This window comes from Mesorhizobium sp. G2-6-1 (assembly GCF_055809095.1).
Map to the genome: position 1 here is coordinate 3,353,782 of NZ_CM147896.1, position 24,817 is coordinate 3,378,598.

The 24,817-nt window shown below is 55.6% G+C and carries 23 protein-coding genes, 2 tRNA genes and 3 pseudogenes; 17 read left to right on the top strand and 11 right to left on the bottom strand.

Annotation, left to right across the window (positions count from 1 at the left end; all coding sequences use genetic code 11):
* Nucleotides 1-28: 28 nt before the first annotated feature.
* A complete protein-coding gene (gene purN / locus AC0L7S_RS16150; protein WP_473471950.1) occupies nucleotides 29-742 on the bottom strand; it encodes a phosphoribosylglycinamide formyltransferase in 714 nt (237 codons plus the stop codon).
* On the bottom strand, nucleotides 739-1,803 hold the full coding sequence (gene purM / locus AC0L7S_RS16155) for a phosphoribosylformylglycinamidine cyclo-ligase (protein ID WP_473471951.1): 1,065 nt from the start codon (nucleotides 1,801-1,803) through the stop codon (nucleotides 739-741). The genes purN and purM overlap by 4 nt, the downstream gene beginning before the upstream one ends.
* A gap of 179 nt (nucleotides 1,804-1,982) precedes the next feature.
* On the opposite strand from purM, the gene AC0L7S_RS16160 reads away from it, so the two are divergent.
* The 3 genes from AC0L7S_RS16160 to hdaA are packed head-to-tail and all read left to right on the top strand — an operon-like array spanning nucleotide 1,983 to nucleotide 4,414.
* On the top strand, nucleotides 1,983-2,540 hold the full coding sequence (locus AC0L7S_RS16160; protein ID WP_473471952.1) for a CDP-alcohol phosphatidyltransferase family protein: 558 nt from the start codon (nucleotides 1,983-1,985) through the stop codon (nucleotides 2,538-2,540).
* Complete coding sequence (locus tag AC0L7S_RS16165; RefSeq protein ID WP_473471953.1) at nucleotides 2,512-3,711, top strand: AI-2E family transporter; 1,200 nt, start codon at nucleotides 2,512-2,514, stop codon at nucleotides 3,709-3,711. Before AC0L7S_RS16160 ends, AC0L7S_RS16165 begins: the two co-directional genes overlap by 29 nt.
* Nucleotide 3,712: 1 nt before the next feature.
* Nucleotides 3,713-4,414 (top strand): DnaA regulatory inactivator HdaA, encoded by a 702-nt coding sequence (gene hdaA / locus AC0L7S_RS16170; RefSeq protein ID WP_473471954.1) that lies wholly within the window; start codon nucleotides 3,713-3,715, stop codon nucleotides 4,412-4,414.
* An 85-nt stretch (nucleotides 4,415-4,499) separates the two neighbouring features.
* Here the strand turns inward: hdaA and AC0L7S_RS16175 are convergent.
* Nucleotides 4,500-4,576 (bottom strand) — tRNA-Pro (locus tag AC0L7S_RS16175).
* A 129-nt stretch (nucleotides 4,577-4,705) separates the two neighbouring features.
* On the opposite strand from AC0L7S_RS16175, the gene AC0L7S_RS16180 reads away from it, so the two are divergent.
* Entirely contained in the window at nucleotides 4,706-5,011 is a 306-nt protein-coding gene (locus tag AC0L7S_RS16180; protein WP_473471955.1) for an ETC complex I subunit, read from the top strand.
* An 89-nt stretch (nucleotides 5,012-5,100) separates the two neighbouring features.
* Nucleotides 5,101-5,177 (top strand) — tRNA-Arg (locus AC0L7S_RS16185).
* A 45-nt stretch (nucleotides 5,178-5,222) separates the two neighbouring features.
* Here AC0L7S_RS16185 and dprA read toward each other — a convergent pair.
* From dprA to AC0L7S_RS16205, 4 genes and pseudogenes are all read right to left on the bottom strand, one after another.
* Nucleotides 5,223-6,350, bottom strand: a complete 1,128-nt coding sequence (gene dprA / locus AC0L7S_RS16190; protein WP_473474329.1) for a DNA-processing protein DprA — start codon at nucleotides 6,348-6,350, stop codon at nucleotides 5,223-5,225.
* Between the two features lie 5 nt (nucleotides 6,351-6,355).
* Nucleotides 6,356-6,943: a glycerol-3-phosphate 1-O-acyltransferase PlsY gene (gene plsY / locus AC0L7S_RS16195; RefSeq protein ID WP_473471956.1), complete on the bottom strand. Its 588-nt coding sequence runs from the start codon at nucleotides 6,941-6,943 to the stop codon at nucleotides 6,356-6,358.
* An 85-nt stretch (nucleotides 6,944-7,028) separates the two neighbouring features.
* Nucleotides 7,029-8,314 (bottom strand): annotated as a pseudogene (locus tag AC0L7S_RS16200) (dihydroorotase).
* Complete coding sequence (locus tag AC0L7S_RS16205; RefSeq protein ID WP_473471957.1) at nucleotides 8,311-9,276, bottom strand: aspartate carbamoyltransferase catalytic subunit; 966 nt, start codon at nucleotides 9,274-9,276, stop codon at nucleotides 8,311-8,313. The pseudogene AC0L7S_RS16200 and the gene AC0L7S_RS16205 overlap by 4 nt, the downstream one beginning before the upstream one ends.
* A gap of 177 nt (nucleotides 9,277-9,453) precedes the next feature.
* Here AC0L7S_RS16205 and AC0L7S_RS16210 point away from each other — a divergent pair, with 177 nt between their 5' ends.
* Together AC0L7S_RS16210 and AC0L7S_RS16215 are read left to right on the top strand one after the other, a co-directional pair.
* On the top strand, nucleotides 9,454-11,085 hold the full coding sequence (locus AC0L7S_RS16210; protein ID WP_473471958.1) for an acyl-CoA dehydrogenase family protein: 1,632 nt from the start codon (nucleotides 9,454-9,456) through the stop codon (nucleotides 11,083-11,085).
* 275 nt (nucleotides 11,086-11,360) lie between these two features.
* Nucleotides 11,361-11,633: pseudogene (locus AC0L7S_RS16215) on the top strand (DUF6105 family protein); the annotation flags it as partial.
* A 15-nt stretch (nucleotides 11,634-11,648) separates the two neighbouring features.
* Here AC0L7S_RS16215 and ruvX read toward each other — a convergent pair.
* On the bottom strand, nucleotides 11,649-12,125 hold the full coding sequence (gene ruvX, locus AC0L7S_RS16220; RefSeq protein ID WP_473471960.1) for a Holliday junction resolvase RuvX: 477 nt from the start codon (nucleotides 12,123-12,125) through the stop codon (nucleotides 11,649-11,651).
* A gap of 171 nt (nucleotides 12,126-12,296) precedes the next feature.
* On the opposite strand from ruvX, the gene AC0L7S_RS16225 reads away from it, so the two are divergent.
* From AC0L7S_RS16225 to gatA, 4 genes are all read left to right on the top strand, one after another.
* Nucleotides 12,297-13,004, top strand: a complete 708-nt coding sequence (locus AC0L7S_RS16225) for a metal-dependent hydrolase (protein WP_473471961.1) — start codon at nucleotides 12,297-12,299, stop codon at nucleotides 13,002-13,004.
* A gap of 138 nt (nucleotides 13,005-13,142) precedes the next feature.
* Nucleotides 13,143-13,430 (top strand): Asp-tRNA(Asn)/Glu-tRNA(Gln) amidotransferase subunit GatC, encoded by a 288-nt coding sequence (gatC, locus tag AC0L7S_RS16230; RefSeq protein ID WP_473471962.1) that lies wholly within the window; start codon nucleotides 13,143-13,145, stop codon nucleotides 13,428-13,430.
* A gap of 4 nt (nucleotides 13,431-13,434) precedes the next feature.
* Nucleotides 13,435-13,902 carry a GNAT family N-acetyltransferase gene (locus AC0L7S_RS16235; protein WP_473471963.1) on the top strand — a complete coding sequence of 156 codons (468 nt, stop codon included), beginning with the start codon at nucleotides 13,435-13,437 and terminating at the stop codon, nucleotides 13,900-13,902.
* Nucleotides 13,902-15,383 (top strand): Asp-tRNA(Asn)/Glu-tRNA(Gln) amidotransferase subunit GatA, encoded by a 1,482-nt coding sequence (gene gatA, locus AC0L7S_RS16240; protein ID WP_473471964.1) that lies wholly within the window; start codon nucleotides 13,902-13,904, stop codon nucleotides 15,381-15,383. Before AC0L7S_RS16235 ends, gatA begins: the two co-directional genes overlap by 1 nt.
* A 33-nt stretch (nucleotides 15,384-15,416) precedes the next feature.
* Here the strand turns inward: gatA and AC0L7S_RS16245 are convergent, their stop codons facing one another.
* Nucleotides 15,417-16,154, bottom strand: a complete 738-nt coding sequence (locus AC0L7S_RS16245) for a DUF599 domain-containing protein (protein ID WP_473471965.1) — start codon at nucleotides 16,152-16,154, stop codon at nucleotides 15,417-15,419.
* A 191-nt stretch (nucleotides 16,155-16,345) separates the two neighbouring features.
* Between AC0L7S_RS16245 and AC0L7S_RS16250 the strand changes: the two genes are divergently transcribed.
* The 3 genes from AC0L7S_RS16250 (at nucleotide 16,346) to AC0L7S_RS16260 (ending at nucleotide 19,040) form a co-directional block, all read left to right on the top strand.
* On the top strand, nucleotides 16,346-17,749 hold the full coding sequence (locus AC0L7S_RS16250; RefSeq protein WP_473471966.1) for an L-serine ammonia-lyase: 1,404 nt from the start codon (nucleotides 16,346-16,348) through the stop codon (nucleotides 17,747-17,749).
* Between the two features lie 62 nt (nucleotides 17,750-17,811).
* A complete protein-coding gene (locus AC0L7S_RS16255) occupies nucleotides 17,812-18,249 on the top strand; it encodes a DUF1489 family protein (protein WP_473471967.1) in 438 nt (145 codons plus the stop codon).
* A 140-nt stretch (nucleotides 18,250-18,389) separates the two neighbouring features.
* Nucleotides 18,390-19,040, top strand: coding sequence for a DnaJ domain-containing protein (locus tag AC0L7S_RS16260; RefSeq protein ID WP_473474330.1), 651 nt, complete (start codon nucleotides 18,390-18,392; stop codon nucleotides 19,038-19,040).
* A 47-nt stretch (nucleotides 19,041-19,087) separates the two neighbouring features.
* On the opposite strand, the gene AC0L7S_RS16265 is transcribed toward AC0L7S_RS16260, so the two are convergent.
* On the bottom strand, nucleotides 19,088-20,434 hold the full coding sequence (locus tag AC0L7S_RS16265) for a D-alanyl-D-alanine carboxypeptidase (RefSeq protein WP_473471968.1): 1,347 nt from the start codon (nucleotides 20,432-20,434) through the stop codon (nucleotides 19,088-19,090).
* A gap of 271 nt (nucleotides 20,435-20,705) precedes the next feature.
* On the opposite strand from AC0L7S_RS16265, the gene AC0L7S_RS16270 reads away from it, so the two are divergent.
* From AC0L7S_RS16270 to clpA, 3 genes and pseudogenes are all read left to right on the top strand, one after another.
* On the top strand, nucleotides 20,706-21,035 hold the full coding sequence (locus AC0L7S_RS16270; protein WP_473471969.1) for a phasin family protein: 330 nt from the start codon (nucleotides 20,706-20,708) through the stop codon (nucleotides 21,033-21,035).
* 329 nt (nucleotides 21,036-21,364) lie between these two features.
* Nucleotides 21,365-21,736, top strand: coding sequence for an ATP-dependent Clp protease adapter ClpS (gene clpS / locus AC0L7S_RS16275; RefSeq protein WP_473471970.1), 372 nt, complete (start codon nucleotides 21,365-21,367; stop codon nucleotides 21,734-21,736).
* 6 nt (nucleotides 21,737-21,742) lie between these two features.
* Nucleotides 21,743-24,203 (top strand): annotated as a pseudogene (gene clpA, locus AC0L7S_RS16280) (ATP-dependent Clp protease ATP-binding subunit ClpA).
* A 161-nt stretch (nucleotides 24,204-24,364) separates the two neighbouring features.
* Here the strand turns inward: clpA and AC0L7S_RS16285 are convergent.
* Nucleotides 24,365-24,811 carry an HIT family protein gene (locus AC0L7S_RS16285; RefSeq protein ID WP_473471971.1) on the bottom strand — a complete coding sequence of 149 codons (447 nt, stop codon included), beginning with the start codon at nucleotides 24,809-24,811 and terminating at the stop codon, nucleotides 24,365-24,367.
* Between the last annotated feature and the right edge of the window lie 6 nt (nucleotides 24,812-24,817).

The window sequence follows — 24,817 nt, forward strand, 5'->3', positions numbered from 1 at the left end:
CGGTTTGGCAAAAATCGGATTACGCGCGTCAGGGTGTAAAGCGTGCGAGCGCTTCAAGATCGATAGGGTCGCGCAAGGCTGTGGGCGAAATGATCGCCTGATGTTCGCTTTCGACGATTTGATCGCCTGTGGCGAAGATCACTTTTCCACCTGTCATGGTGGCCTTGCCTTCCGCTACAAGCTGCAACGCCAGAGGAAAAAGATGATGTTCGGCCTGAAGGACGCGCGCGGCGAGTGTGCTTTCGGTGTCGTTGGTCAGAACTGGCACGGCTGCCTGTGCGATGATCGGTCCATCGTCCATTTCCGACGTTACAAAATGGACCGTGCAACCGTGAATGCGAATGCCTGCCTCGAGTGCGCGCCGGTGGGTCTCAAGACCTTTGAACGCCGGGAGCAGGGCAGGATGGATGTTTATCATGCGGCCCTGCCATTTTTCCACGAAACCGCGGGTCAGAAGTCGCATATACCCGGCGAGTACGACGATTTCGGCATTGAATGCTTTTAATGCCGCGTCAATGGCGTTGTCATGCTCCTCCTTGCTTGAATAGTCGGCCCGCACCAATGTGCGCGTCGGTATTTTCCGCGCGGTGGCGACGGCAAGACCGGCAGCATCAATCGTATCAGAGATGACCCCGACGATTTCAACCGGATAGGCGGGTTCGGACGCGGCATCGGCCAAGGCGGTCATGTTGGAGCCTCTTCCCGAAATCAGGATCACAATGCGTTTTCTGGGTGTGCTCATAAGTCGATTGACCCCCGATAAATAACGCCGACGTCCCGGCGCGGTACTATGCGGCCAATTGACGTGACCGTTTCACCGGCTTCCTGCAGCACGGCGGCAACCTGTGCAGCCTGACCGGAAGCAACAACGACGACCATTCCGATGCCGCAGTTGAAAGTGCGCATCATTTCTTCAGATGAGACCTCGCCTGTCTTTGCCAGCCATGAGAACACCGGTGGCACGTCAATGGCGTCGAGGTCGAGTTCAGCGGCGGATTCCCTGGGCAGGATACGGGGAATGTTTTCGGGGAACCCGCCTCCGGTAATGTGGGCAAGGGCTTTTATGCCGTGCGTGCCGCGCACTGCTTTCAAGACCGATTTGACATATATGCGGGTCGGTTCCAGCAATGCTTCGGCTAGTGTTTGGCCGGGAGAAAACGGGGCGTTGTCGCTCCAGGCAAGGCCACTTGTTTTGACGATGCGGCGAACGAGTGAGAAGCCGTTGGAATGCACACCTGAGGAAGCAAGACCAAGCAGAATATCGCCTTCGATGATATCGTCGCTTGGCAGCAATTGCCCGCGCTCGGTTGCGCCAACAGCAAAACCGGCCAGATCGTAATCCTTGCCGTGATACATGCCCGGCATTTCAGCCGTCTCGCCGCCGGTCAAGGCACATCCGGCCAGGCGGCAGCCTGCGGTTATGCCGCTGACGATTGAGGCACCTTGTTCCGGATCGAGCTTTCCGGTGGCGAGATAGTCGAGAAAGAACAATGGCTCGGCACCCTGCACGATAATATCATTGACGCACATGGCGACAAGGTCGATGCCGATCGTGTCATGCTTGCCGGATTCGATGGCGATTTTGAGCTTCGTGCCGACGCCGTCATTGGCTGCGACCAGAATGGGGTCGGAAAAACCGGCGGCCTTGAGATCGAACAATCCACCGAAACCACCGATTTCGCCATCGGCACCTGGTCGGCGTGTTGCCCGCACCAGTGGCTTTATCTTTTCAACCATGAGATTGCCAGCGTCGATATCGACGCCAGCCTCGGCATATGTTAGCCCGGTTTTGCGTTCGGCCATTGCTTGTTTCCTGCTCTTGCGGGCTCTTCGCATGAACGGCATTGCCTCGCAAGACAAGGCAATGCTCTGGCTATGAATAGAGCGGGGAAAACCGTCGACAGCAAGTAACGGTTTGCCGTCTCTTGCGATTTGGCGATGATTTGACCATCTGTCATGAGGATAAGCGGCTAGAGAGTGCAGTGACAATTCCCAATCTGATCACGATATTGCGGTTCTTGCTGGTGCCGGTTGTGGTACTCGCGATGCTCAAGTCGCGCTGGGAACTGGCATTCGCCGGTTTCGTCATCGCCGGTATTTCCGATGGTGTTGACGGGTTTATCGCACGTCACTTCAACCAGCGTTCCGAACTTGGCGCCTATCTTGATCCAATGGCGGACAAGGTGCTACTGGTCAGCGTTTTTGTGGTGATGGGCTTTATCGGCGAATTGCCGTTGTGGCTTGTTGTTACTGTTGTATCCCGTGACGGGCTCATCATCTGCGCAGTGCTTTTATCGACGATCATGGGCAACCCGGTCGAGATGAAGCCACTGATGATTTCAAAGGTGAACACTGCGTGCCAGATCGTTTTGGCCGCAGCAGTGCTGGCCGAATTGGCGTTTGCGCAGAGCTTCGGGCCGGTCAGGCCGGCATTGATAATCATGTCCGGCCTCTTGACCGTAGCTTCGGCGGCAGCCTATCTCGTGGCTTGGCTGAGGCATATGAGCGGCGATGGCGAAAGCAGCACACCAGATTTCTGATGACAGCGGCACGCAAGCCGTGACATCGGCAACGCTAAGGCGCCATATGCGGTTCTGGCTCTTCGGCACCATTGCGCTTGCCGTTTTCTTCTATGTTTTCAGCGACATTCTCCTGCCCTTTGTTGCGGGCATGGTGCTCGCCTATTTTCTTGACCCGGTTGCCGACTGGTTGGAACGGCTTGGTCTGTCGCGGGTGATGGCGACAGTTGTTATCTTGATCGCCTTTATCGTCGTTTTGATCCTCGCATTCGTCATCCTGATCCCGGTTCTGGCAACTCAGATGGTGGAGTTTGCAGGAAAACTGCCTGACTATCTGAGCAAATTGCAGGCGCTTATCACCAGTTTTGATCCGCAATGGCTGGAACAGAAATTCGGTGTTGATGCTGCTGGATTGAAAGAAGGCGTGAATTCGCTGCTCACGTCGGGCTTCGGATTTTTGACGACGGTGTTCCAGTCGATCTGGAGTTCGGGTGTTGCGCTTATTTCGATCGTGAGCCTTTTTGTGGTGACGCCAGTTGTTGCTTTCTACATGCTACTTGACTGGGATCGTATGGTTGCCGTTGTCGACAGTTGGGTGCCGCGCGACAATGTCGAGACGGTTCGCAAGATAGCCACCGATATCAACGGGGCGACCGCTGGGTTTGTTCGTGGCCAGGGAACCTTATGTCTGGTTCTCGGGACGATGTATGCTGTGGGCCTGACGCTGACGGGTTTGAATTTCGGTGCTCTTATTGGCCTGTTTGCTGGACTGATCAGCTTTATTCCATATGTCGGGTCAATGACCGGGCTGGTGCTGGCGGTCGGTGTTGCGCTGGTGCAGTTCTGGCCTGACTGGATCATGGTTGTCGCTGTGGCGGCGGTGTTCTTCGTGGGACAGTTTATTGAAGGTAATATTTTGCAGCCCAAGCTGGTGGGCAAGAGCGTTGGTCTGCATCCCGTCTGGCTGATGTTTGCTCTTTTTGCCTTCGGCGCTCTTTTGGGGTTTGTCGGGCTTCTCATTGCGGTGCCAGCCGCGGCGGCGATTGGTGTTCTCGTACGATTTGCCATTTCGCGGTATTTGGAGTCGCCACTTTACAAGGGTGATCAAAAGAAGGGCGCTCAAGGCGAGCCGGTGAGTTCTTCGCCGCAACCTCGTCCCCGGCGAAACCGCAAGCCCCGCGGTCAGGCGTGATATGGCGCAGCAAGCGGACAGGCCCCGCCAATTGCCACTCGATCTTGGTCACGGGACCGGCTATTCGCGCGACGATCTGATTGTCTCGCGCTCGAACGAGCAAGCCGTGGCGTTGGTTGATGGTTGGCCGGACTGGCCCTCACCAGTTGTCGTACTTGCGGGGCCGGCGGGATCTGGCAAGACACATCTGGCATCGATCTGGGCGGCTAATGTCAATGCCGTGCGAATTGATGTGGCGAAAATCGGTGAGTGCATCGTGGATCTGGGGTCGCGATCGGCGCTGATTGACGATGTTGATGCAGCGAAGATTGATGAGCAGGGGCTTTTTCATCTGATCAACGCGGTGCGAACGGCCGGCACGCAATTATTGTTGACGGCAAGGCGCTTCCCAACCGCCTGGGGTGTTGAACTGCCCGATCTGGTTTCGCGTTTGAAGGCGGCTGCAACCGTGGAAATCGACGAACCTGATGATCTTTTGCTTACAGGCGTGATCACCAAGCTGTTTGCGGATCGCCAGGTCGAGGTCGATTTGCACATTGTCCAATATCTGGTGCGACGCATCGAGCGCTCATTGGCAACCGCCATGCGGGTGGTGGAACGCCTCGATCAAGCCGGATTGGAACAGCAGAGCCGTATTACGCGCGCCCTGGCATCGCAGGCAATAAGCGCAATGGATGAAGGCCAGACGGAATTCGAGCTTTGATCCGGCTGCTTTGCTCGTCATCCAGCCTGCGTCACGAAACATCATGTTTCCCGCGCCAACCCGGCCATATGAAGATAAGGAAAAATGGTCGGAGTGGAGAGATTCGAACTCCCGACCCTCTGGTCCCAAACCAGATGCGCTACCAGGCTGCGCTACACTCCGAACAATGTGTTGCCTATTGATTTCGGCTTCGCAAAGCAAGAGCAAAAACACATAGTCTTGCCGTTGGCAGGATTGCACAGTAAGCAATCATCGAGCGGTGATGTCCGCTGACGCAGAAATGAGGTTCCCATGTCCGTGCGCATTTTCAGCCCTACCAAGACCGCCATGCAGTCGGGAAAAGCAAAAACCGGATATTGGGTGCTCGAGTTCGATCCCGAGCAACCAAGAAAGATCGACCCTTTGATGGGCTACACAACCTCTGGCGACATGAAAAGCCAGATCAGGCTTTCCTTCCAGACCAGAGAAGAAGCGATTGCCTATGCCGAACGCGAAGGCCTTGCCTACCGCGTGGAAGAGCCCAAGGAACCAAAGCGCCGGCAGATTTCCTATTCCGATAATTTTCGCTATGACCGCAGAGTGCCTTGGACACATTGACGCACGATTATTTTCAACCCTGTCTGCGGATCATTGATAAAAGGTCAGGAATCAGGCGCTAGCTGTATCATTGTAGCGTGCATTTGTTTGGTCCCGTAGCTCAGATGGATAGAGCACCGGCCTTCTAAGCCGATGGTCGCAGGTTCGAGTCCTGCCGGGATCGCCAATAATTTCAATGTCTATCCGCTTGCCGACGCCTTGATTTTCGCCGCTACACATTGCCATCGAGCATCGAGATGTTGCCGCCTGCATGGCGCTCAAGACGGCCAGCGAGGTCCAATTCGAGCAGGATCATCGTGACTTGCGCGGGGTGGAGGTTTGTGTGGCGGATGATCTCGTCAATCTCCATCGGCACTGGCCCGAGAGCCTCGATGACGCGGGCGCGCTCATTGTCGTCCGGCGGTGGAGTTGCCACGAAGTCCGCAGGCTCTTCCAAAGGCAGGCTTTGGGGCATTGAGAGCGGTGAAAGCGGCGCAAGCGTGCTCAGCACGTCGGCAACTTCGGTCACGAGGATCGCTCCATCCTTGAGAAGCCCATTGGTGCCGCCGGCACGCGGGTCGAGTGGAGAACCGGGTACGGCGAAAACCAGCCGGCCCATTTCACCCGCCAGCCTTGCGCTGATGAGGGAGCCTGAGCGTTTTGCGGCCTCTACTACCAGCAAACCCAGAGCCATGCCGGCAACGAGCCGGTTGCGACGTGGAAAATCCTGCGCGCGCGGTTGCCAGCCGAATGGCATTTCAGAAATGACTGCGCCGCCGTGATCGACAATTTCATCGCAAAGACCGACATTTTCCGGCGGGTAGGGCTTGTCGAGACCGCCAGCCAGCACCCCTACCGTACCGGTTTCAATGCTGCCACGATGTGCGGAGGTGTCGATACCCCGCGCCAGACCAGATATGATGGCATAACCATTGCGGCCAAGCTCGGAGGCGAGCGCGCGCGCCATTTTTATGCCTGCCAGAGATGCGTTGCGGGCTCCGACAATTGCCACGCCGGGCAAATGAAATACCGCTGCTGCACCCTTCAGCGCCAAAACGGGCGGCGGATGGTCGATTGTTTTCAACAACGGCGGATAATCCGGTTCCCCAATGAAAACGAAATGTGCGCCGAATTTCGTGGCCGTTTCTATTTCCGCTTCCGCGTCATGTCTGGAAGGAATGCGCACAACGCGTCTGGCGCCGCCCGATGCTATTAGTTCAGGCAGCATTTCCAGGGCGATTTCCGCCGAACCGAAGCGATTTATCAATTCGCGAAATGATGCAGGCCCAACATTGGGCGTGCGGATGAGCCGGAGCCAGGCAAGTTGTTGCCGCTCGCTAAGACGCGGGCCGGACTGCATCTGGTTCACCGCGTGGCTCCAATCCTGCCCTCGGTGCCTGCTAAAAGACGTGAAATATTCTCGCGGTGCTTCACAATGAGTATCAGGCTCATCGCCGCAAAAAGTCCTGTGATCGGGAGCGGCGCGAGGAACAGCAGGGCGATTGGTACGGCAACTGAAGCGGTTAGTGCTGCAAGCGACGAATAGCGAAAGACGATGGCTATCAGTAGCCAGATGGCGGCGAAGATCAATGCAACCTGCCAGACAAGACCAATCAACACGCCAAGATAGGTCGCAACACCCTTGCCACCTTTAAAGCCCAGCCATACGGGGAAAATATGCCCGATGAAAGCACCGAAACCGGCCCACATGCCCAGTACCGGGCCATATCTGGACGCTATAAAAACGGCAGCGGCACCCTTTAGCATATCCAGCAGCAAGGTTGCTGCAGCGAGCCCCTTGTTGCCAGTTCTCAACACATTGGTTGCGCCGATATTACCGGAGCCGATAGAGCGCACGTCGCCCATACCGGCTGCGCGTGTAAGCAACAGGCCGAATGGAACCGATCCCAGCAAATAGCCGAGAACCAATGCTGCGATGGGAGCGTAGATCATGTTTCCCCAAAAATACGCCGCTGCTTGTTGGCGCCAAAATAAATACGCAGAACAGCTTAGTGATTCTATCGAAAGCTGAACCGCTTTAAGCTGCGAATACTGTGCGACCTGCAACCATTGTTTGCAAGACCTTGCCTTGCAGGCGCGCACCTTCAAAGCAGGTGTTTTTTGAACGTGAACGAATGTCGCTCTCGCTGACGATCCATGGCTCATCGAGGTCAACAAGTGCGAGGTCGGCAGGTGCGCCGGGTTTCAGTGTGCCGCCGGGAAGGCCGTACAGGCGCGCGGGTGCCGTTGATAAGGTTTCGACCAGCCTGAGCAGTGAGATTTCATCATTGTGATAGAGACGCAGCGCCACGGCCAGCAGCGTTTCCAACCCTATAGCGCCGGCAGCGGCATCGGCGAAGGGCAGGCGCTTGGTGTCCACATCCTGCGGATCATGTGAGGAAACGATCAGGTCGATTGTCCCGTCCCTGACAGCTTCGATCATTGCCAACCGGTCCTCTTCTGCGCGTAAGGGGGCGCAAGCCGGAAGAATGTGCGGTACTCGCCAACGTCGTTTTCGTTGAGCGAAAGATTGTGGATCGAGACGCCTGAAGTCACGCTGGCACCATCGTCTTTGGCGCGTCGGATTGCGTTGCTCGCCATTACTGTCGAAATTTTGGCTGCGTGATAGGCACCGCCCGTCAGACGTGCCAGGGCAAGATCGCGCTCCAGCGGAATTGTTTCTGCTTCGCGTGGGATTCCGGGAAGGCCAAGCCAACTCGCATATAGCCCCTCGTTCATGACGCCTGCGGAGGCGAGTTCAGTATCCTGCGTTTCATGGGCCACGACCGCATCGAAATCGCGAGCGTAGGTCAAGGCGCGCCGCATCACAAGTGCGCTGGAAATTGTGTGACGGCCATCCGTGAACGCCACGGCACCCGCCTCGCGCAGCAGCCCGAACTCGGTCATCTCGCGGCCTTCGAGCCCTTTGGTGATGGCTGCGGCGGGGAAAATATTGACCGTGGCGGTGTCTTTCGCAGTCCGCAGGACAAATTCGACTAAGGCGACATTGTCGATAACCGGGTCTGTGTCGGGCATCATGATGATTGATGTAACACCGCCCGCAGCGGCGGCCACACTTGCCGAGGCTATGGTTTCGCGATGTTCGCCACCTGGTTCACCGATAAACACGCGGCTGTCGATCAAGCCTGGAATGATTGTCTTGCCGCTACAATCTATGATTTTCGCTCCCTCGGGCGCACCCTGATTGAGAACGTCGCGACCTGCGGCAACGATTTTGCGACCATCGACGATAATGGTGCCGACCTCATCCATGCCGCGCGCTGGATCGACGATGCGGGCACGGTGAAAGACGGTGACGCTCATTGGTCGCTGCCTTCGAGATTGCGGCGCGGATCGAGAAGCGCTTCCATTGCCGCCATGCGCACGGCGACACCCATTTCGACCTGTTCCTGAATGACGCTTTGCGGGCCGTCGGCAATTTCCGAGGCAATCTCGACACCGCGGTTCATCGGGCCTGGATGCATGACCAAGGCATCGTCTTTTGCCGCTTTGAGTTTTTCTGCATCAAGACCGAAATAGCGGAAATATTCCCTCACCGAAGGCACGAAACTTCCAGCCATGCGTTCGCGTTGCAAGCGCAACATCATCACGACATCGGCGTCTTTCAAGCCCTCAGCCATAGTGCGCGAGACAATGACACCCATGCGCTCGATACCAGCCGGTAGCAGCGTCGAAGGCGCAACGACACGCAACTGCGCTCCAAGAGCATTGAGGAGAATAATGTTCGAGCGAGCGACCCGCGAATGCAGGATGTCACCACAAATCGTGACGATCAGCTTTGAAAGCGGGCCCTTGGCGCGCCTTATCGTCAAAGCATCAAGTAACGCCTGAGTGGGATGTTCGTGGGTGCCATCTCCGGCATTGATGACGGAACAATCGACTTTCTGCGCGAGGAGAGCTGCCGCACCAGCCGATTGATGGCGTATGATGAGAATGTCGGGGCGCATGGCATTCAGGGTCATCGCCGTGTCAATCAACGTTTCACCCTTCTTCACCGACGAACTTGCGACCGACATGTTCATGACATCGGCACCAAGTCGCTTGCCTGCCAATTCGAATGATGATTGCGTCCTGGTGGATGCTTCATAAAAGAGATTGATTTGCGTGCGCCCGCGCAGCGTCGAGGTTTTTTTCTCGGATTGGCGCGAAATCGCTACCGCGCGGTCGGCACGGTCGAGCAGGATTTCAATGTCGGTTGGCGACAGGTCGCCAATACCCAACAAGTGGCGGTGAGGGTAGAATGGCAGGGACGAGGCGTCGGTCATCACAAGGCGTTGCTATAGGGCCACTACATTGACCTAGCAAGCACTGCCTTTGGATAGTTGCGCTTCTCCCCGGTATTTTCATCGCTTGTGGTCCTTGCCTTGGGCTATAACGCGCGACAACTTCGGATTCGTGGCCGAAGCCAGTTGTGGCCATATGGGGCCAGATGGGGATAGTGCGTGAGCGACGATGTGACGAACCAGCCGCCGCCAATGATTGGAACCAATGCCTGGCGTGGCGATCCATTGCTGATTCAACTGGCTGAACAATTTTCAGAGCCGGTTCGCAAGGAACTTGATGGCATTGGCCGTTTCGTGCTGTCGCACGAAGCGCAGGAGCTTGCGCGTCTTGCCAATGTCGAGACGCCGAAACTGCGGACCCATGACCGGCAGGGTCGTCGTCTCGATCTGATCGAATATCATCCGGCCTATCACGCGCTCATGCGCCGTTCTGTGGCCAATGGGCTGCATTCGTCTATCTGGGAAAATGGCGATAGCGAGATTGGCAGGCGGCATCAGGTTCGCGCCGCCCGCTTTTATCTGACGGCGCAGCTCGAAACCGGGCATCTTTGCCCCATCACCATGACCAGCGCATCGCTGGCTGCACTTATGGGAAGCGCCAAGCTGTTTCGTGAGTGGGCACCGCGCGTGACAACGCGCAAATATGACCAGACTCAAAAGCCACCCGTTGAAAAAGCGGGACTGACGCTCGGCATGGGGATGACCGAAAAGCAGGGAGGCACGGATGTGCGGGCCAATGTCACCCGCGCCGAGCGTGCTGGCAGTACGGGTTTTTACCGGCTGACCGGTCATAAATGGTTCATGTCCGCGCCTATGTCGGATGCTTTTCTGTTGCTTGGGCAAGCGCCTGAGGGATTGTCGTGTTTCCTTGTTCCGCGCGTTCTTGGCGATGGATCGGGCAACGGGTTCCATTTCCAGCGGTTGAAAGACAAACTCGGCAATCGCTCGAACGCGTCGTCCGAAGTGGAATTCACCGGCGCGGTCGGCGAGATGGTCGGGGAACCCGGTACCGGAGTAAAGACCATCATGGATATGGTGACGTTGACGCGGCTTGATTGCGCCGTTGCATCTTCTGCGATCATGCGGGCGGGACTTGCCGAAGCCGTTCACCACACGCGCCATCGCACTGTGTTTGGCACCAAATTGGTCGACCAGCCACTCATGCAGCGGGTCTTGGCCGATATGTCGCTCGATGTTGCGGCGGCAAGCGCATTGTCGTTCCGGCTTGCCCGGTCTTTCGATGAAGCTGCCAATGATCGCGGGGAGGCGGCTTTTGCCCGCGCCATGACGCCGGTTGTCAAATATTGGGTCTGCAAAATAGCCCCGGCATTGCTTTTTGAGGCGATGGAGTGCCTTGGCGGCAATGGTTATGTCGAAGAAGCACCGCTGGCTCGTTACTACCGCGAGGCTCCGGTGAATGCGATATGGGAAGGTTCCGGCAACGTCATGGCGCTGGACGTGCTTCGCGTGCTGGAACGCGCGCCCAGTCTGTTCGATGATGTCTTGGCGGGTATCGAGCGTGATCTGGGTGCTGGCGGGCATGGCACGATCAGCGTGTTGAAGGCGGCAATGCAGGTTGCATCGACCGATGAGGGGTCTGCCAGACTGTTGACCGAGCAATTGGCACTTTCGGCCGCGGCTGCGGAATTGCGTCGGCTGGGTGCGGGGCGAATCGCCGATGCCTTTGTCGAGACGCGTCTGGCCGGTCAGTGGCGCAATACATATGGCATGCTCGATTCGCGCCATGATGCGCGCCTGATCCTGGACACGCTTTATCCGCCGGTGAATTGATGCGTTTCGCGTCAAATTCACGCCTTGTGGATTTGCGTTAACCTTAACAAATGGTTTCCATTGCAGCGATTGGCTGCAAGGCCCACTGTCATGGTTACCGAAGCAGGATGAACCATGCGGTATCTGACGACGATATTCTTCTCGATTGACTGGGCGTTGTTTCTCGTCGTCCCTTCGCTGTGTCTTGCAGCGCTTGTCAAATGGCAGAGCTGTAGCGAACTGGTGCGTGCTGGCAATTCCAGCCAGAGACCATCTCAAATGGCGAGGTATCTCTGATGCGCTACATTCTTGCGCTTTGGGCAGGCCCGCTGGTTCTTTTCTGGGGCTGGTTTTTCCTGTCGCTGAACGACATGAATTTCGGTTATGTCATGCTAAGTCGCCCGCTGCATGACTTTGTGTTTGAGATATATGGAGAAATGCTCGGGATTGATCCTGCTATCATTCCGGGAATGGTTGCCAAGGCTTGTGTGGTCGATTCGTTCTTGCTCGCGGCAATTCTGGCATTTCGGCGGCGCAAGGCCATCATCGGTTGGTACATGGCCAGAAGAGAGAATGCGGTAAACTCAACCGGCCCGGCTGAGGTGGTGTATCCTGTCGAGAGCACCTTGCAGGATAAAGGCCGCAGCCGCCGAATCGATCTTCCCGGCTCGTTTGTTCCGAGAGAAGTCCATCTCGATCAAAGTACGCTCGGCAGCCACGGTCGATAGGCGCTCGTCCCAAAAGATAAATGGCAAGTCCGTCAGTGGCGCCATATTGCGCACAAAGGCGCGGGATTTTTGCGCACGCGGCCCGTGCGAACCGTCCATGTTGATGGGCAGTCCAATCACGATGGCACCGACATTTTCCTTTTGAAGAAGTACAAGCAGCGTCGTCGCATCCAGCGAAAATTTCCGCCGCATGATGACCGGGCGAGGGTGGGCAAATGACAATTGTTGATCGGAGATGGCAACGCCAATCGTCTTGTCGCCCAGATCCAGCCCCGCCAGCGTCTGGCCAGTTCCCAGTTTTGCGGAAACCTCTTCGATTTCGATGATCTTCAAGGGCTTTCCTTTGACATGCCTTATCAGCGTTCTATCCTTAGTTCAGTGGACCCGAAAGTGGGAATTGGTTTCGGAAAAATGCTGAAGACCGGACCAATGAGATAGAACAGGTATTGTGCTTGTGGTCGTGCGTAGACCGTCGCACCGGCAGGAAAATAGAGGTAAGCAGCAATGAAACTGACATGGTATGGGCATTCGGCGTTTTGCGTCGAAACTGCGGACGCAAAAATTCTTATTGATCCGTATCTTGTCGGCAATCCTTCGTGGGAAGGTGGCTGGGAGCAACCTGCCGAGAATGTTACCCACGTTCTGCTGACACATGGTCACGACGATCACATCAACGGTGCGCACGAAGTGCTCAAGAAATCAAATGCCATGCTTGTCGCGAATTTCGAACTCTGCATGTATCTGGTGGGCAAGGGTGTGAATGCAGACAAGATCAATCCCGGAAACATTGGCGGGACTGTCGATTGCGGCGCGTTCACGACGACATTTGTGCAGGCGCTGCACTCTTCTTCAACGTCGGGCGAAGGTGGAACGAATACCTATCTCGGCAATCCGGGTGGGCTGGTGCTGCATTTCCAGGGCGACAAGACGCTCTATCACATGGGTGATACCGACATTTTCTCCGACATGGCGCTCATCAACGAATTGCACGAACCGAAAATCGGGATTGTTCCCGTCGGGGACCGCTTTACCATGGGTGGGGCGGTGGCCGCATTGGCATGCCGGCGCTTCTTCAAGTTCGATACGGTCGTTCCCTGCCATTTCGGGACATTTCCGATCATCGACCAGACACCGGAGAAGTTCGTCGCCGGGCTGGAAGGATCAGGTGTCAATGTGGCGCTGCCGGAAATCGGGCAGACTGTCACTCTTTAAGTAAAAGTGCCGCTCCATGTAGATGGTGGGAATGTGCCAAGGATGCGCTAACAACGCGCTCTCATGTTGCGCCGCGTGCGCCGCGCCGCTATAGCCCGGAGAACATATTTCAGAGGCTAATTCCAACTGAGGCCAAGCATGTCTGTTGATCTACCAACCGTGAAGCGCGTTGCGCGCCTTGCCCGCATAGCAGTGAGTGAAGATGAGGCTTCGCGCATGGTTGGCGAACTCAACACCATTTTGGGGTTTGTCGAGCAATTGCGCGAGGTTGACGTTTCCGGTGTCGAGCCGATGACGTCCGTGATGCCGATGGCGATGAAAAAGCGGCAGGACATGGTAACGGACGGCAACAAAGTTACCGACATCGTGGCCAATGCGCCTGCGACCGAAGAAAACTTCTTCCTGGTGCCGAAGGTAGTGGAGTGAACTCATGGCAATTGAGATTGCCATTGAGAACGCGCTTCAGGACGATGTTCGAGGCATGGTCGCGGCGCTTAATGCTCATATGATGCCGCTTACGCCGCGGGCGTTCCAATTCCAGCTTACTGTGGAACAGATGGCAGAACCGACGATCACATTGTTTGTTGCGCGCAATGCGCAAAATGACGCCATAGGCATGGGCGCGTTGAAAATGCACGAAGCCGGGCTTGGCGAAGTCAAGCGCATGTTCACTTCGCCCATAGTGCGCGGCCAGCGCGTCGGGTCGCAAATCTTGCAGCACATCGAGGCTCATGCGCGCGACAAGGCCATCAACAGGCTGGTGCTGGAGACGGGGGAGGCCCCCGGTTTCGAACCGGCTTACCGTGTTTATGAGCGTGGCGGCTTTGAAGTTTGCGGCGCTGTTCTCGACTATCCCGATTCCGGTTATTCTCGATTCTACGAAAAGAAGCTTTCCTGATGAGCGATCTGACAAGACTGACGATTTCACAAGCCCGCGAAAAATTGCGCGACAAGGAAATTACTGCAACCGAACTCACCGGGGCATATCTCGACGCAATCGACCGGGCCAATCCGACGTTGAATGCTTATGTTGCCGTTACCCACGACAAGGCGCGGGAAATGGCCGGAGCGTCGGACGCCAAACTGACCAGGGGCGAGGGCGGCGCGCTTGAAGGCATTCCGCTTGGCATCAAGGATTTGTTCGCGACCGAAAATGTCCATACACAAGCCTGTAGCCACGTCCTTGATGGTTTCAAGCCGCGCTATGAATCAACGGTTAGCGCCAATTTGTGGGCCGATGGGGCTGTCATGCTGGGCAAGCTCAACATGGATGAGTTCGCAATGGGCTCATCCAACGAAACATCCTATTACGGCCCGGTCATCAACCCTTGGCGGCGTGCGCAAGACAATACGCAGTTGGTTCCCGGTGGGTCTTCTGGCGGTTCGGCAGCAGCAGTTTCAGCGTTCTTGTGCGCCGGTGCGACGGCCACCGATACGGGTGGTTCGATCCGCCAGCCTGCTGCATTCACGGGCACCGTTGGCATCAAGCCTACCTATGGGCGGTGTTCACGCTGGGGTATCGCAGCCTTTGCCTCGTCGCTCGACCAGGCGGGGCCGATTGCCAGAGATGTGCGCGATTGCGCTATCTTGTTGAAATCAATGGCGTCGGTGGATGCAAAGGATACGACTTCATTCGACAAGCCCGTAGCTGATTATGAAGCGGCTATCGGCGGGTCGATCAAGGGTATGAAGGTTGGCATTCCGAAGGAATACCGTGTTGATGGTATGCCTGAAGAGATCGAGGCGCTGTGGCAGAAAGGTATTGCCTGGCTCAAGGATGCGGGCGCGGAAATCGTCGATATTTTCCTGCCACATACGAAATATGCCTTGCCGGCCTATTATATAGTGGCTCCAGCCGAAGCCTCATCCAACCTCGCGCGTTATGACGGCGTGCGCTATGGATTGCGGGTTCCCGGCAAGGATATTGCCGATATGTACGAGAAGAGCCGTGCAGCCGGGTTCGGCGACGAGGTCAAACGCCGCATCATGATCGGAACCTATGTTCTTTCGGCGGGCTATTATGATGCCTACTATTTGCAGGCTCAAAAAGTGCGCACATTGATCAAGCAGGATTTCGAGAAAGTATTCGCCGCTGGTGTCGATGTCATCTTGACACCGGCAACGCCGTCGGCTGCTTTCGGGGTTGCCGATGAGGATATGGCTGCCGATCCGGTGAAGATGTATCTCAACGACATTTTCACGGTGACCGTGAATATGGCAGGCCTTCCCGGAATTGCCGTACCCGCCGGACTGGACGCTAAAGGGCTACCACTTGGCCTGCAACTTATCGGACGTCCGTTCGATGAAGAGACGCTGTTTCAGACTGCCCATGTGATTGAACAGGCTGCCGGCACCTTCCAACCGAAAATCTGGTGGTAAAATCCATTGCCCGTGCAGGCGATGCGCGATCCTCTATTTTTCCACGATTGAGCGTTGGCGCTTGGCAAGGGCAGGTTCGTTCACGACGGCGGCGCGCGCTGCCGAGAAGAATTGACGGCGCACCAGAACGACCAGAAGAAGCAATGTCGACAGAACAAATAGCGCCGGGCTTAGAAACCAGCCGAGATAGCCGATCGAAAAGAATATGCCACGCAGGCCGGAATTGAAGTGTTTCCCGGCCAGCTTGTTCATTTCTGCCGCACGGCGCACGGCTATTTCCGAAATTGGGTTGTGGGCGTCCTTTCCATGCTGGATCGGTACTGTTCCAATCAGAATCGCGCAATAGTTGAACAAACGATACGACCAACCGAATTTGAAGAAGGAATAGGCAAGGATAATCATGAGTCCGACAACCTTGAACTGAAAGAACTCCGGCGATGGCGCATGGCTGAAGGGTAGGTCGCTCATAATTTCGATGACCTGATCTGATGCGCCGAGGAGAGCAAAACAGCCGCCAACCGCAAGCAGCGAGCTTGATGCGAAAAAGGCCGTGCCTTGCTGAAGACCGCCCATGATGGCGGTGTCGACGATACGAATTTCGCGCTCGGCCATTCGGTACATCCAGATTTCGCGCTGCAAATTCATGGCACTATTGAGCGAGACGCGGCTGACCAGTTTGCTGTCGGAGGCAATTGTGTGCACGATCCACGACAGAAGGAAGAAAATCAGCGCAGTGATATCAGCGACAGTCAGATGAAATGAATTGCCCATATGTCCGCTTTTGTCGTGAGGAATGGGATTGACTGGATAGATATAGCCTCGTTTGAAAGCTATGTCGCGCCAGGAGCAGTCAAAGTCGGCGAATGCAGCGCGATGGTCTCGAAAAGAGCAGAAACATCGTTCCTGATCGTGTATGAACGCAACGTAATATGGCACCGGTGATTGCCTGGGAGATTTGGCGCGTGTTTCTCTCTGTTTTTGACCTCTTCAAAATTGGTATTGGCCCGTCAAGTTCGCACACGATGGGGCCGATGACGGCGGCTGTGCGCTTTCTCGACGAGATTGCGAGCGACGATTGGCCAAGACCTGTTGGTGCAAAGGTTGAGCGGCTTGGAGTGAGCCTGCACGGCTCGCTCGCCTATACCGGGCTGGGGCACGGTAGTGATCGCGCCATCATTTTGGGATTAACCGGTTTGACGCCGGATACCGTCGATCCGGACGAGGTCGAAGATCTCATATCCAGAATTGGTGCGGACAAGCGCATATCGCCTCCGGGGCATTCGCCCTATCGCTTCGATCCCGCTGCCGATCTGGTGCTGGATAAGAAAACACCGCTGACGGGTCATGCCAACGGCATGATGTTTTGTGCTTACGATGGTGACGACAGGCTGCTTTTGAAGCGGATTTATTATTCGATTGGCGGCGGGTTCGTCGTCTCGGATGAAGAGCTTCAGCTCTTGAAGGCGCGCGGTTCGATTACGGCTGAAGGAAAGAAAGTGCCGCATCCTTTCAAAAATGCAGCGCAAATGCTGACGATGGCAGCCAGTAGCGGGCTTTCTATCGCTGAAATGAAGCGGGCGAACGAAGAAACACGGATGACGAGCGAGGAGCTTGACGCCGGGTTGGATGGCGTATGGGACGCCATGATCGGTTGTATCGAGCGCGGTCTCTCACAAGATGGAATTATGCCGGGCGGCCTGAAAGTACGTCGAAGGGCCCGGCAATTGCATGACAAACTTCAAGAGCAGTGGAGCCAAAACCGCCCAAACCCACTGCTGGCCAATGATTGGCTTTCGATTTACGCAATGGCGGTGAACGAGGAAAACGCGGCCGGTGGTCGCGTTGTAACGGCACCGACCAATGGCGCGGCTGGTACGCTTCCCGCCGTCTTGCGTTACTGGACGCATTTCCATCCCGATGCCGATAGAGCGAGCATCCGCGACTTTCTGCTGACCGCTGCTGCTGTTGGGGGCATCATCAAATCCAACGCATCCATTTCCGGGGCGGAAGTCGGCTGTCAGGGCGAAGTGGGATCGGCATCTGCCATGGCCGCCGCCGGTCTTTGCGCGGTTATGGGTGGCACGCCTGAACAAGTTGAAAATGCAGCCGAAATTGCGTTGGAGCATCATCTTGGTATGACCTGCGACCCGGTTGGCGGGTTGGTTCAGGTTCCTTGTATCGAGCGAAATGCGCTTGGTGCAGTCAAGGCTGTTACGGCGGCGTCGCTGGCTATCAAGGGAGATGGCAAACATTTTGTGCCGCTCGATTCAGCAATCGAGACGATGCGCCAAACCGGCCTCGATATGAATGAGAAATACAAGGAAACCAGCCTTGGCGGCCTGGCGGTCAATCTCGTCGAGTGCTGAATGGCTTGTGCAAAACACTGTTGTACATTGAATGCTGTCTGAGCCGGCGTTAGGTTCGAACCATGCATCTCAATATTGTAAAGCTATGTGTCGGCTGTGAGAGCGTCGAAGACCTTGAGGGCTGGGTCGCCTTGCGTCTTGAGGAGCGCCGCCGGGCAGGCGTGCCGGTTGAGCACTACCACACAACGCGAATGATGCCGACGCGTGGTGCCGAGATTACCGATAGTGGATCGCTCTACTGGGTCATCAAGGGCAATGTGCAGTGCCGTCAACTCATCACGGAAATCCGGCCCTTTACCGACACCGATGGGATCAAACGGTGTCATCTGGTGCTTGACCCGAAGATCGTGCGCACAAGGTGGCAACCGCGTCGTGCGTTTCAAGGGTGGCGCTACCTGAAAGCGACTGATGCACCGGCTGATCTTGGAAAAGATGCGCGCGGTGTTTCGGAAATGCCTGTCAAGCTTCGGCAGGAATTGGCAGAATTGGGCCTTCTGTGATCTGAATTTTGCATGTCAGCACTTGCCAGAGGGGCGCGGGTAAGGAACATTTACCTTGCAGGATACCTCCAAACGCAAGATGGCGTGAGAAATTGGGCATATTGATTGCGATTGTCGTTTCGTTTTTTGCGCTTCTGGGCATGGCGCTGGTATTTTTGCGCGCCGACCCTGGCAAGTTGGCGCGTGCGACGCGTGCGCTACTGCCGATACTGTTGGCAATTATCGGTTTCGCCATTCTTGCGTTCGGCCATTCACCGGTTGGGGGTGTTATCCTATTTGCAGCGCTTGCCTGGTACGGATCGTTGAGGGTGAAACGAGGCCCCAATCACATGACGAGGCCCCCGGCGCTGGTTCGTACAGCGGCAATCGAGATGGAACTCGACCCCCGGACAGGACAATTGGAAGGCTTGGTGTTGGCCGGGCGCCATGACGCCAAGGTCTTGAGCGCGATGGGCCTTGACGAACTGATAGATCTGTATCGGGAACTGGTTGCTGACCCGGAAAGCCGAACGCTTCTAGAGGCGTATCTTGATAGCAGATTTCCCGTCTGGCGCCATGACCTTGAGGCGAACAGTGGTCGCCGGCTGGGTATTGCGCCAGGTTCTGGCTCCATGACTAAGGAGGAGGCCTACGAGGTCCTTGGTCTTGAAGCGGGTGCTGCCGCGTCTGATATCCGCAAGGCGCACCGCCGCCTGATGCAACGCCTGCATCCCGACGTCGGTGACGGCATCTCTGTCCTGGCGGCGCGGATTAACAAAGCCAAGGACGTTTTGCTCTCCGATCACGAATAGTTCTCCTTCGATCCGATACATTCCCGGGAGATGGAATTGAGCGACGCCTATTGCCTTGTGGCGTAGCACTCGATGTTTTTCTTCTTTAATGCGTGGCAGGCGTTTCTGGCGGCGCCTTTGGAGCCGAAGCCGCCAAACCGGGCACGAAAATAAGTAACGCCGTCATTGTTGAAGGCTGTGGTGAATGCCTCAGCCTTGCCAAGAATGGCCCCTGCCTGCTTCGATGTTTTATCGAGCAGCGCTTTGGCTTCGGTTTTGCTCGGCGATGACGCGACCTGAACGACCCATCCGGACGGCAATGATGCGGTATTGACGGGATCGACTGTTTCAGGTTCGGCGTAGGCAAAGGGTATATCTGACGGTGCCGCAGCCTTCGCGCCATTTGCTGGCGCGGGGATCGTTGCCATGTCTGCTGATGCCACAACGACTTCGGCTGTTTTGACCGGCCGGTTATCAGGTGTTGGGGCATCGTGTTTGGGCAACATCACTTTGGCAAGTGCGCCAATTGGCGAAGTCGCATCAGATTTCGCGATGAGGTTGCCACCTCCGCCGCGTGAAGCCTTTGGTAAGTATGTCTTGATCAACCCGGCCATTTTTCGGTCTCGTCTGGCACCTGTCGATCCACCCATGACAACGGCGACAAGATGACGCCCGCCGATCGACACGGACGACACCAGATTGAAACCCGATGCGCGTGTGTAGCCGGTTTTGATGCCGTCGACGCCTTTGATGCGGCCGAGCAGGCGGTTATGACCATTGATACGGCGCTTGCCATACATGAATGAGCGTGTCGAAAAGTAGCTGTAGTACTGCGGGTAGTGTTCGCGTAGCGCTATTCCAAGCGTTGCCATATCGCGGGCTGTCGTAAATTGCCCCGAGTTTGGCAAGCCGTTCGCATTGCGAAACACAGTCCCCTTCATTCCCAATGCGCGCGCTTTAGCGGTCATCATGCGCGCGAAATTTTCTTCACTGCCGCCAAGTGTCTCTGCCAACGCTGTCGATGCGTCATTGGCCGACTTGGTGACCATTGAGAGAATGGCGGTTTTGACGCTGATCGAACCGCCCTTTTTGACACCGAGCTTGGTGGGCGGTTCTGCGGCAGCGTGGGCAGAAAAGGTGACCCTTGAGGATTTGCTGATCTTGCCTTTCGAGAGCGCCTCGAACGTCAGATAGAGCGTCATCATCTTGGTAAGCGATGCAGGGTATCTGCGCGAATTGGCATTGGATGAATAGAGGGTCTTGCCGGTGTTTGCATCGACGACAATGGCTGCATGCTTTGCGGCTTGTGAAGGCACAGCGAAGGCAAACATAAACACCAACGTCAAAGCAAGCGCCGAAGCGATGCCTGAAAGGCGCGCTGGTTTGGAAACGATACTCGATACAGGCTGACGCACTGTTACATTCCCTTGAGATTTGTTTACGCTGGAGGCGAGTAGCTTTTGGCTCATTTTGAGAGAACCTACGCGGGCAGCGTTACCAATCCGTTTATGGTAACCAGCGCGTTCACCATTTTTGTTTCGATTGAATCAATCTTTACCCATGCCAGCCCGCTAAGCGACGGTGACAACGTGCATGTACCGGCAATTGACTTCTTGTGCATCGCAGCAGATATTGTGTGCGTCGCACAATCGACCAATGCCAACCGTCGAACGGAGAGAGCATTCCATGACCGAGACGAATGAAGATTTCAGCAAGTACGGCAAGGACTTTGCCGATTCCACATTGAAAAGTTTTGAGTCACTTTCCAATTCCGCGCGTGAAATTGCCGAGGAAGCTAATTCTTATGTGCAGAAGAGCTTTGATTCGGGCAATTCCGCATTCGAAAAAATGATGACGGCCGACTCATATGAAACTGCCGTGGGAATACAAAGTGATTACGCCAAGCAGGCTTATGAGTCGTTTGTTGCCGAGGTTACCAAATTCAGCGGTCTTTATGCGGATTTGGCAAAAGACGCTTACAAGCCATTCGAATCGGCTGTTGCCAAGGCGAAGTGATTTAGAGCGGCTCAGCTTTTCACAAAATCCTTGAGCCGCTCCAAGCCTTTTTTAGCAATTCTCACCGGCAACCGCTGCGTACTTTTCTTGGAATTACTCAATTTTCCAGATAGTGTTGGCTGTTTGGTGCCAAAACAGACCCGGACGCGAAAGCGGTGCCGGGTCTTTTCATGTTTGATTGGAATAAGATACCGCACGGGCCACTAATTTGATTTTCTGGCAAGTTTAGCGCCTCGCCATATTGTCAGCCAAACAGAAGGGCTTAAAATTGGCAGTTGAACACCTACATGTCGATTGGGCATGAAGGTCGGACCTAGAGGCAGGGTTAAGTGACAAGCAGTTTGGTTGCTACCAGGAATTTGGCGCGCTTGCAGAGCGGTAGCGACGGCAATGGAAACGGTGCCGGGCGTGGTACTGCGGTCATCACCCGTTCAAAAACCAAAACCAAGAAGCCCAGCCTTTACCGGGTTCTCATTCTCAATGACGATTACACGCCCATGGAATTCGTGATTCACGTTCTGGAACGGTTTTTCCAGAAGGACCGCGAAGCCGCGACGCGCATTATGCTTCATGTTCACAATCATGGGGTTGGCGAGTGCGGGGTCTATACATTCGAGGTGGCCGAGACCAAAGTGTCTCAGGTCATGGATTTCGCCCGACAGAATCAGCATCCGCTTCAATGCGTGATGGAGAAGAAGTGAGGTAGCATGCCGGCATTCTCCCAAGGCTTGGAAAAAGCACTTCATCATGCACTGACGCTCGCCAATGAGCGTCATCATGAATATGCGACGCTCGAACATCTTTTGCTTGCGCTCATCGACGATGGCGAGGCAGCCGCAGTCATGCGTGCGTGCAATGTCGATCTGGATGATTTGAAGCACACTGTTCTTACCTACATCGATACCGAACTGGATAATCTCGTTACCGGATATGACGAGGATTCCAAGCCGACCGCCGGTTTCCAGCGTGTCATCCAGCGCGCGGTGATACACGTCCAGTCATCGGGGCGCGAGGAAGTCTCAGGTGCCAATGTGCTGGTTGCAATTTTTGCTGAACGCGAAAGCCACGCCGCCTATTTCCTGCAAGAACAACAGATGACCAGATACGATGCGGTCAATTACATATCGCACGGCATCGCCAAGCGCCCCGGGATAGCGGAAAATCGTCCACCCCGAGGGGCTGAGGATGACCAGATTGGCGGCGGCGGAACCGATAGTCAGGAAGAAGGCGGCAAGAAAAAGCAGCAGGATGCGCTTACCGCTTACTGCGTCAATCTCAATGACAAGGCCAAGGCTGGCAAGATTGACCCGCTGATCGGTCGTTCATCCGAGATCAGCCGCACCATTCAGGTTCTGTGCCGCCGCTCCAAGAATAACCCGCTTTATGTGGGTGACCCCGGCGTGGGCAAGACGGCGATTGCCGAAGGGTTGGCCAAGAGAATAGTTGAAGCCGATGTTCCTGAAGTGCTGTTGGACGCCACCATATTTGCTCTCGACATGGGGATGCTTCTTGCCGGAACCCGCTATCGCGGTGATTTCGAGGAACGATTGAAGCAGGTGGTCAAGGAACTTGAAGAATTTCCTGGCGCAGTGCTGTTCATCGATGAGATCCACACGGTCATCGGGGCAGGGGCGACATCAGGCGGTGCGATGGATGCGTCGAACCTCTTGAAGCCGGCGCTTTCTTCGGGGGCAATTCGCTGCATTGGCTCAACCACCTACAAGGAGTTTCGCCAGTTCTTCGAGAAGGACCGTGCACTGGTGCGCCGGTTCCAGAAAATCGATGTGAATGAGCCGACCGTCGAAGATGCAATTGAAATCATGAAAGGGCTGAAGCCCTATTTCGAAGAATTTCACAAGGTCAAATATACGGGCGACGCGATCAAGGGAGCCGTCGAATTGTCGGCGCGCTACATCAATGATCGGAAACTGCCAGACAAGGCCATCGACGTCATTGACGAAAGCGGTGCTTCACAGATGTTGGTGCCGGAAACCAAGCGCAAGAAGACCATCGGCATCAAGGAAATCGAGGCGACGATTGCCACTATGGCACGCATTCCGCCAAAGACGGTTTCGGCGGACGACGAGAAGGTTCTATCCGGTCTCGAAGTGGAGTTGAAACGCGTTGTCTATGGTCAGGATACGGCTATCACGGCGTTGACATCGGCAATCAAGCTGGCTCGCGCCGGGCTTCGGGAGCCGGAAAAACCGATTGGATCGTACCTGTTTTCCGGCCCCACAGGTGTCGGCAAGACGGAAGTTGCCAAGCAGCTGGCAACGTCGCTTGGCGTGGAACTGATCCGCTTCGATATGTCGGAATATATGGAACGCCACACCGTTTCACGGTTGATTGGTGCGCCTCCCGGATATGTCGGGTTCGATCAGGGTGGTTTGCTGACCGATGGTGTGGATCAACACCCGCACTGCGTCCTGCTTTTGGACGAAGTCGAAAAGGCGCATCCGGATCTGTTCAACATCCTGTTGCAGGTGATGGATCATGGCAAACTGACCGATCACAATGGCAAGCAGATCGACTTCCGCAATGTCATTTTAATCATGACGACCAATGCGGGAGCGTCTGATGCGCAGCGCGCGGCTATCGGATTTGGTCTCGACCAAGCGCGAAGGCGACGATGTCGAGGCGATCAATCGGTTGTTCACCCCTGAATTCCGCAATCGCCTCGATGCGATCATTCCGTTCGGTACGTTGCCGGTGCCTGTCGTTCACCAGGTTGTGCAGAAGTTCGTCATGCAGCTTGAAGCACAACTTTCGGAACGGGGCGTCACCTTTGACCTGTCGAAGGAGGCTGTGGCCTGGCTTGCGGACAAAGGGTACGACGAGCGTATGGGCGCGCGTCCACTTGGCCGGGTCATTCAGGAGCACATCAAGAAGCCGCTCGCCGACGAAGTGTTGTTCGGCAAGCTCAAGAAGGGCGGCACGGTTCGTGTTACCGTTGAAAAGAAAGAGACTGGCGAGACAGGTCTCAAACTCGAATCGCTCGCCGACGAGGCCCCGGTGAAGCCGAAGAGAGAACCGGAAGAAGCACCAAAGGCCCGCAAAACACCTGCCAAGAAGGGGACGGCCAAGAAAACGGTTGCCCAAAAACCTTCGCCCAAAGACAAGGGCGGCAAACGAAGCCTCGTGCCGCAATTGCCGCGTAAGGGCTGATTGAAATACAAAACAAGAAGCCCCGTTTTCGGGGCTTTTTGTTTCAGGCTGTGCGTGAGGGAATTCCAGGAAAAATATGCCGCGGTTTGCCAACCGGGATTGCGTCAAAGCAAATAGTTGGTGCGGCTAGTGGTTCTATCAAAAGCTGAACCGTTCTAAATCTAGTTGGACGGCGTTTCGCCTTGAAGTGCCAGCGCCGCACGGATTTTCTCGACATTCGCTGCCAAAATTTCAGGTTTTTCCATTTCACCAGTATGCGGCTTTAGCGGCACGCCCTCGAACCGTGGAATGACATGAACGTGCAGATGGTAGACCGTTTGACCGGAAGCAGGTTCATTGAACTGCATGATCGAGACGCCGTCGGCCTCGAATGCCGCCTTGGTGGCGCGCGCCACCTTTTGAACTGTGGTCAGCAAGGATGCGAATATCGATGGATCGGCATCGAGTAAGTTGCGTGACGGTGCTTTTGGCACGACAAGGGTGTGGCCGGTTCCTTGCGGCATGACATCCATGAATGCCACTGTTGCATCATCTTCGTACACACGGTGCGAGGGAATTTCGCCGCGCAGTATCTTGGCGAAAATGTTGTTGGTGTCGTAAGTGGTCATGGTGCC

Bases quoted from the DNA above. Each gene is read 5' to 3' on its own strand.
- purN (WP_473471950.1), bottom strand. From the start codon at position 742: ATGAGCACACCCAGAAAACGCATTGTGATCCTGATTTCGGGAAGAGGC.
- purM (WP_473471951.1), bottom strand. From the start codon at position 1,803: ATGGCCGAACGCAAAACCGGGCTAACATATGCCGAGGCTGGCGTCGAT.
- AC0L7S_RS16165 (WP_473471953.1), top strand. From the start codon at position 2,512: ATGGCGAAAGCAGCACACCAGATTTCTGATGACAGCGGCACGCAAGCC.
- hdaA (WP_473471954.1), top strand. From the start codon at position 3,713: ATGGCGCAGCAAGCGGACAGGCCCCGCCAATTGCCACTCGATCTTGGT.
- AC0L7S_RS16180 (WP_473471955.1), top strand. From the start codon at position 4,706: ATGTCCGTGCGCATTTTCAGCCCTACCAAGACCGCCATGCAGTCGGGA.
- dprA (WP_473474329.1), bottom strand. From the start codon at position 6,350: ATGCAGTCCGGCCCGCGTCTTAGCGAGCGGCAACAACTTGCCTGGCTC.
- plsY (WP_473471956.1), bottom strand. From the start codon at position 6,943: ATGATCTACGCTCCCATCGCAGCATTGGTTCTCGGCTATTTGCTGGGA.
- AC0L7S_RS16205 (WP_473471957.1), bottom strand. From the start codon at position 9,276: ATGACCGACGCCTCGTCCCTGCCATTCTACCCTCACCGCCACTTGTTG.
- AC0L7S_RS16225 (WP_473471961.1), top strand. From the start codon at position 12,297: ATGAAACTGACATGGTATGGGCATTCGGCGTTTTGCGTCGAAACTGCG.
- gatC (WP_473471962.1), top strand. From the start codon at position 13,143: ATGTCTGTTGATCTACCAACCGTGAAGCGCGTTGCGCGCCTTGCCCGC.
- AC0L7S_RS16235 (WP_473471963.1), top strand. From the start codon at position 13,435: ATGGCAATTGAGATTGCCATTGAGAACGCGCTTCAGGACGATGTTCGA.
- gatA (WP_473471964.1), top strand. From the start codon at position 13,902: ATGAGCGATCTGACAAGACTGACGATTTCACAAGCCCGCGAAAAATTG.
- AC0L7S_RS16245 (WP_473471965.1), bottom strand. From the start codon at position 16,154: ATGGGCAATTCATTTCATCTGACTGTCGCTGATATCACTGCGCTGATT.
- AC0L7S_RS16255 (WP_473471967.1), top strand. From the start codon at position 17,812: ATGCATCTCAATATTGTAAAGCTATGTGTCGGCTGTGAGAGCGTCGAA.
- AC0L7S_RS16260 (WP_473474330.1), top strand. From the start codon at position 18,390: ATGGCGCTGGTATTTTTGCGCGCCGACCCTGGCAAGTTGGCGCGTGCG.
- AC0L7S_RS16270 (WP_473471969.1), top strand. From the start codon at position 20,706: ATGACCGAGACGAATGAAGATTTCAGCAAGTACGGCAAGGACTTTGCC.
- AC0L7S_RS16285 (WP_473471971.1), bottom strand. From the start codon at position 24,811: ATGACCACTTACGACACCAACAACATTTTCGCCAAGATACTGCGCGGC.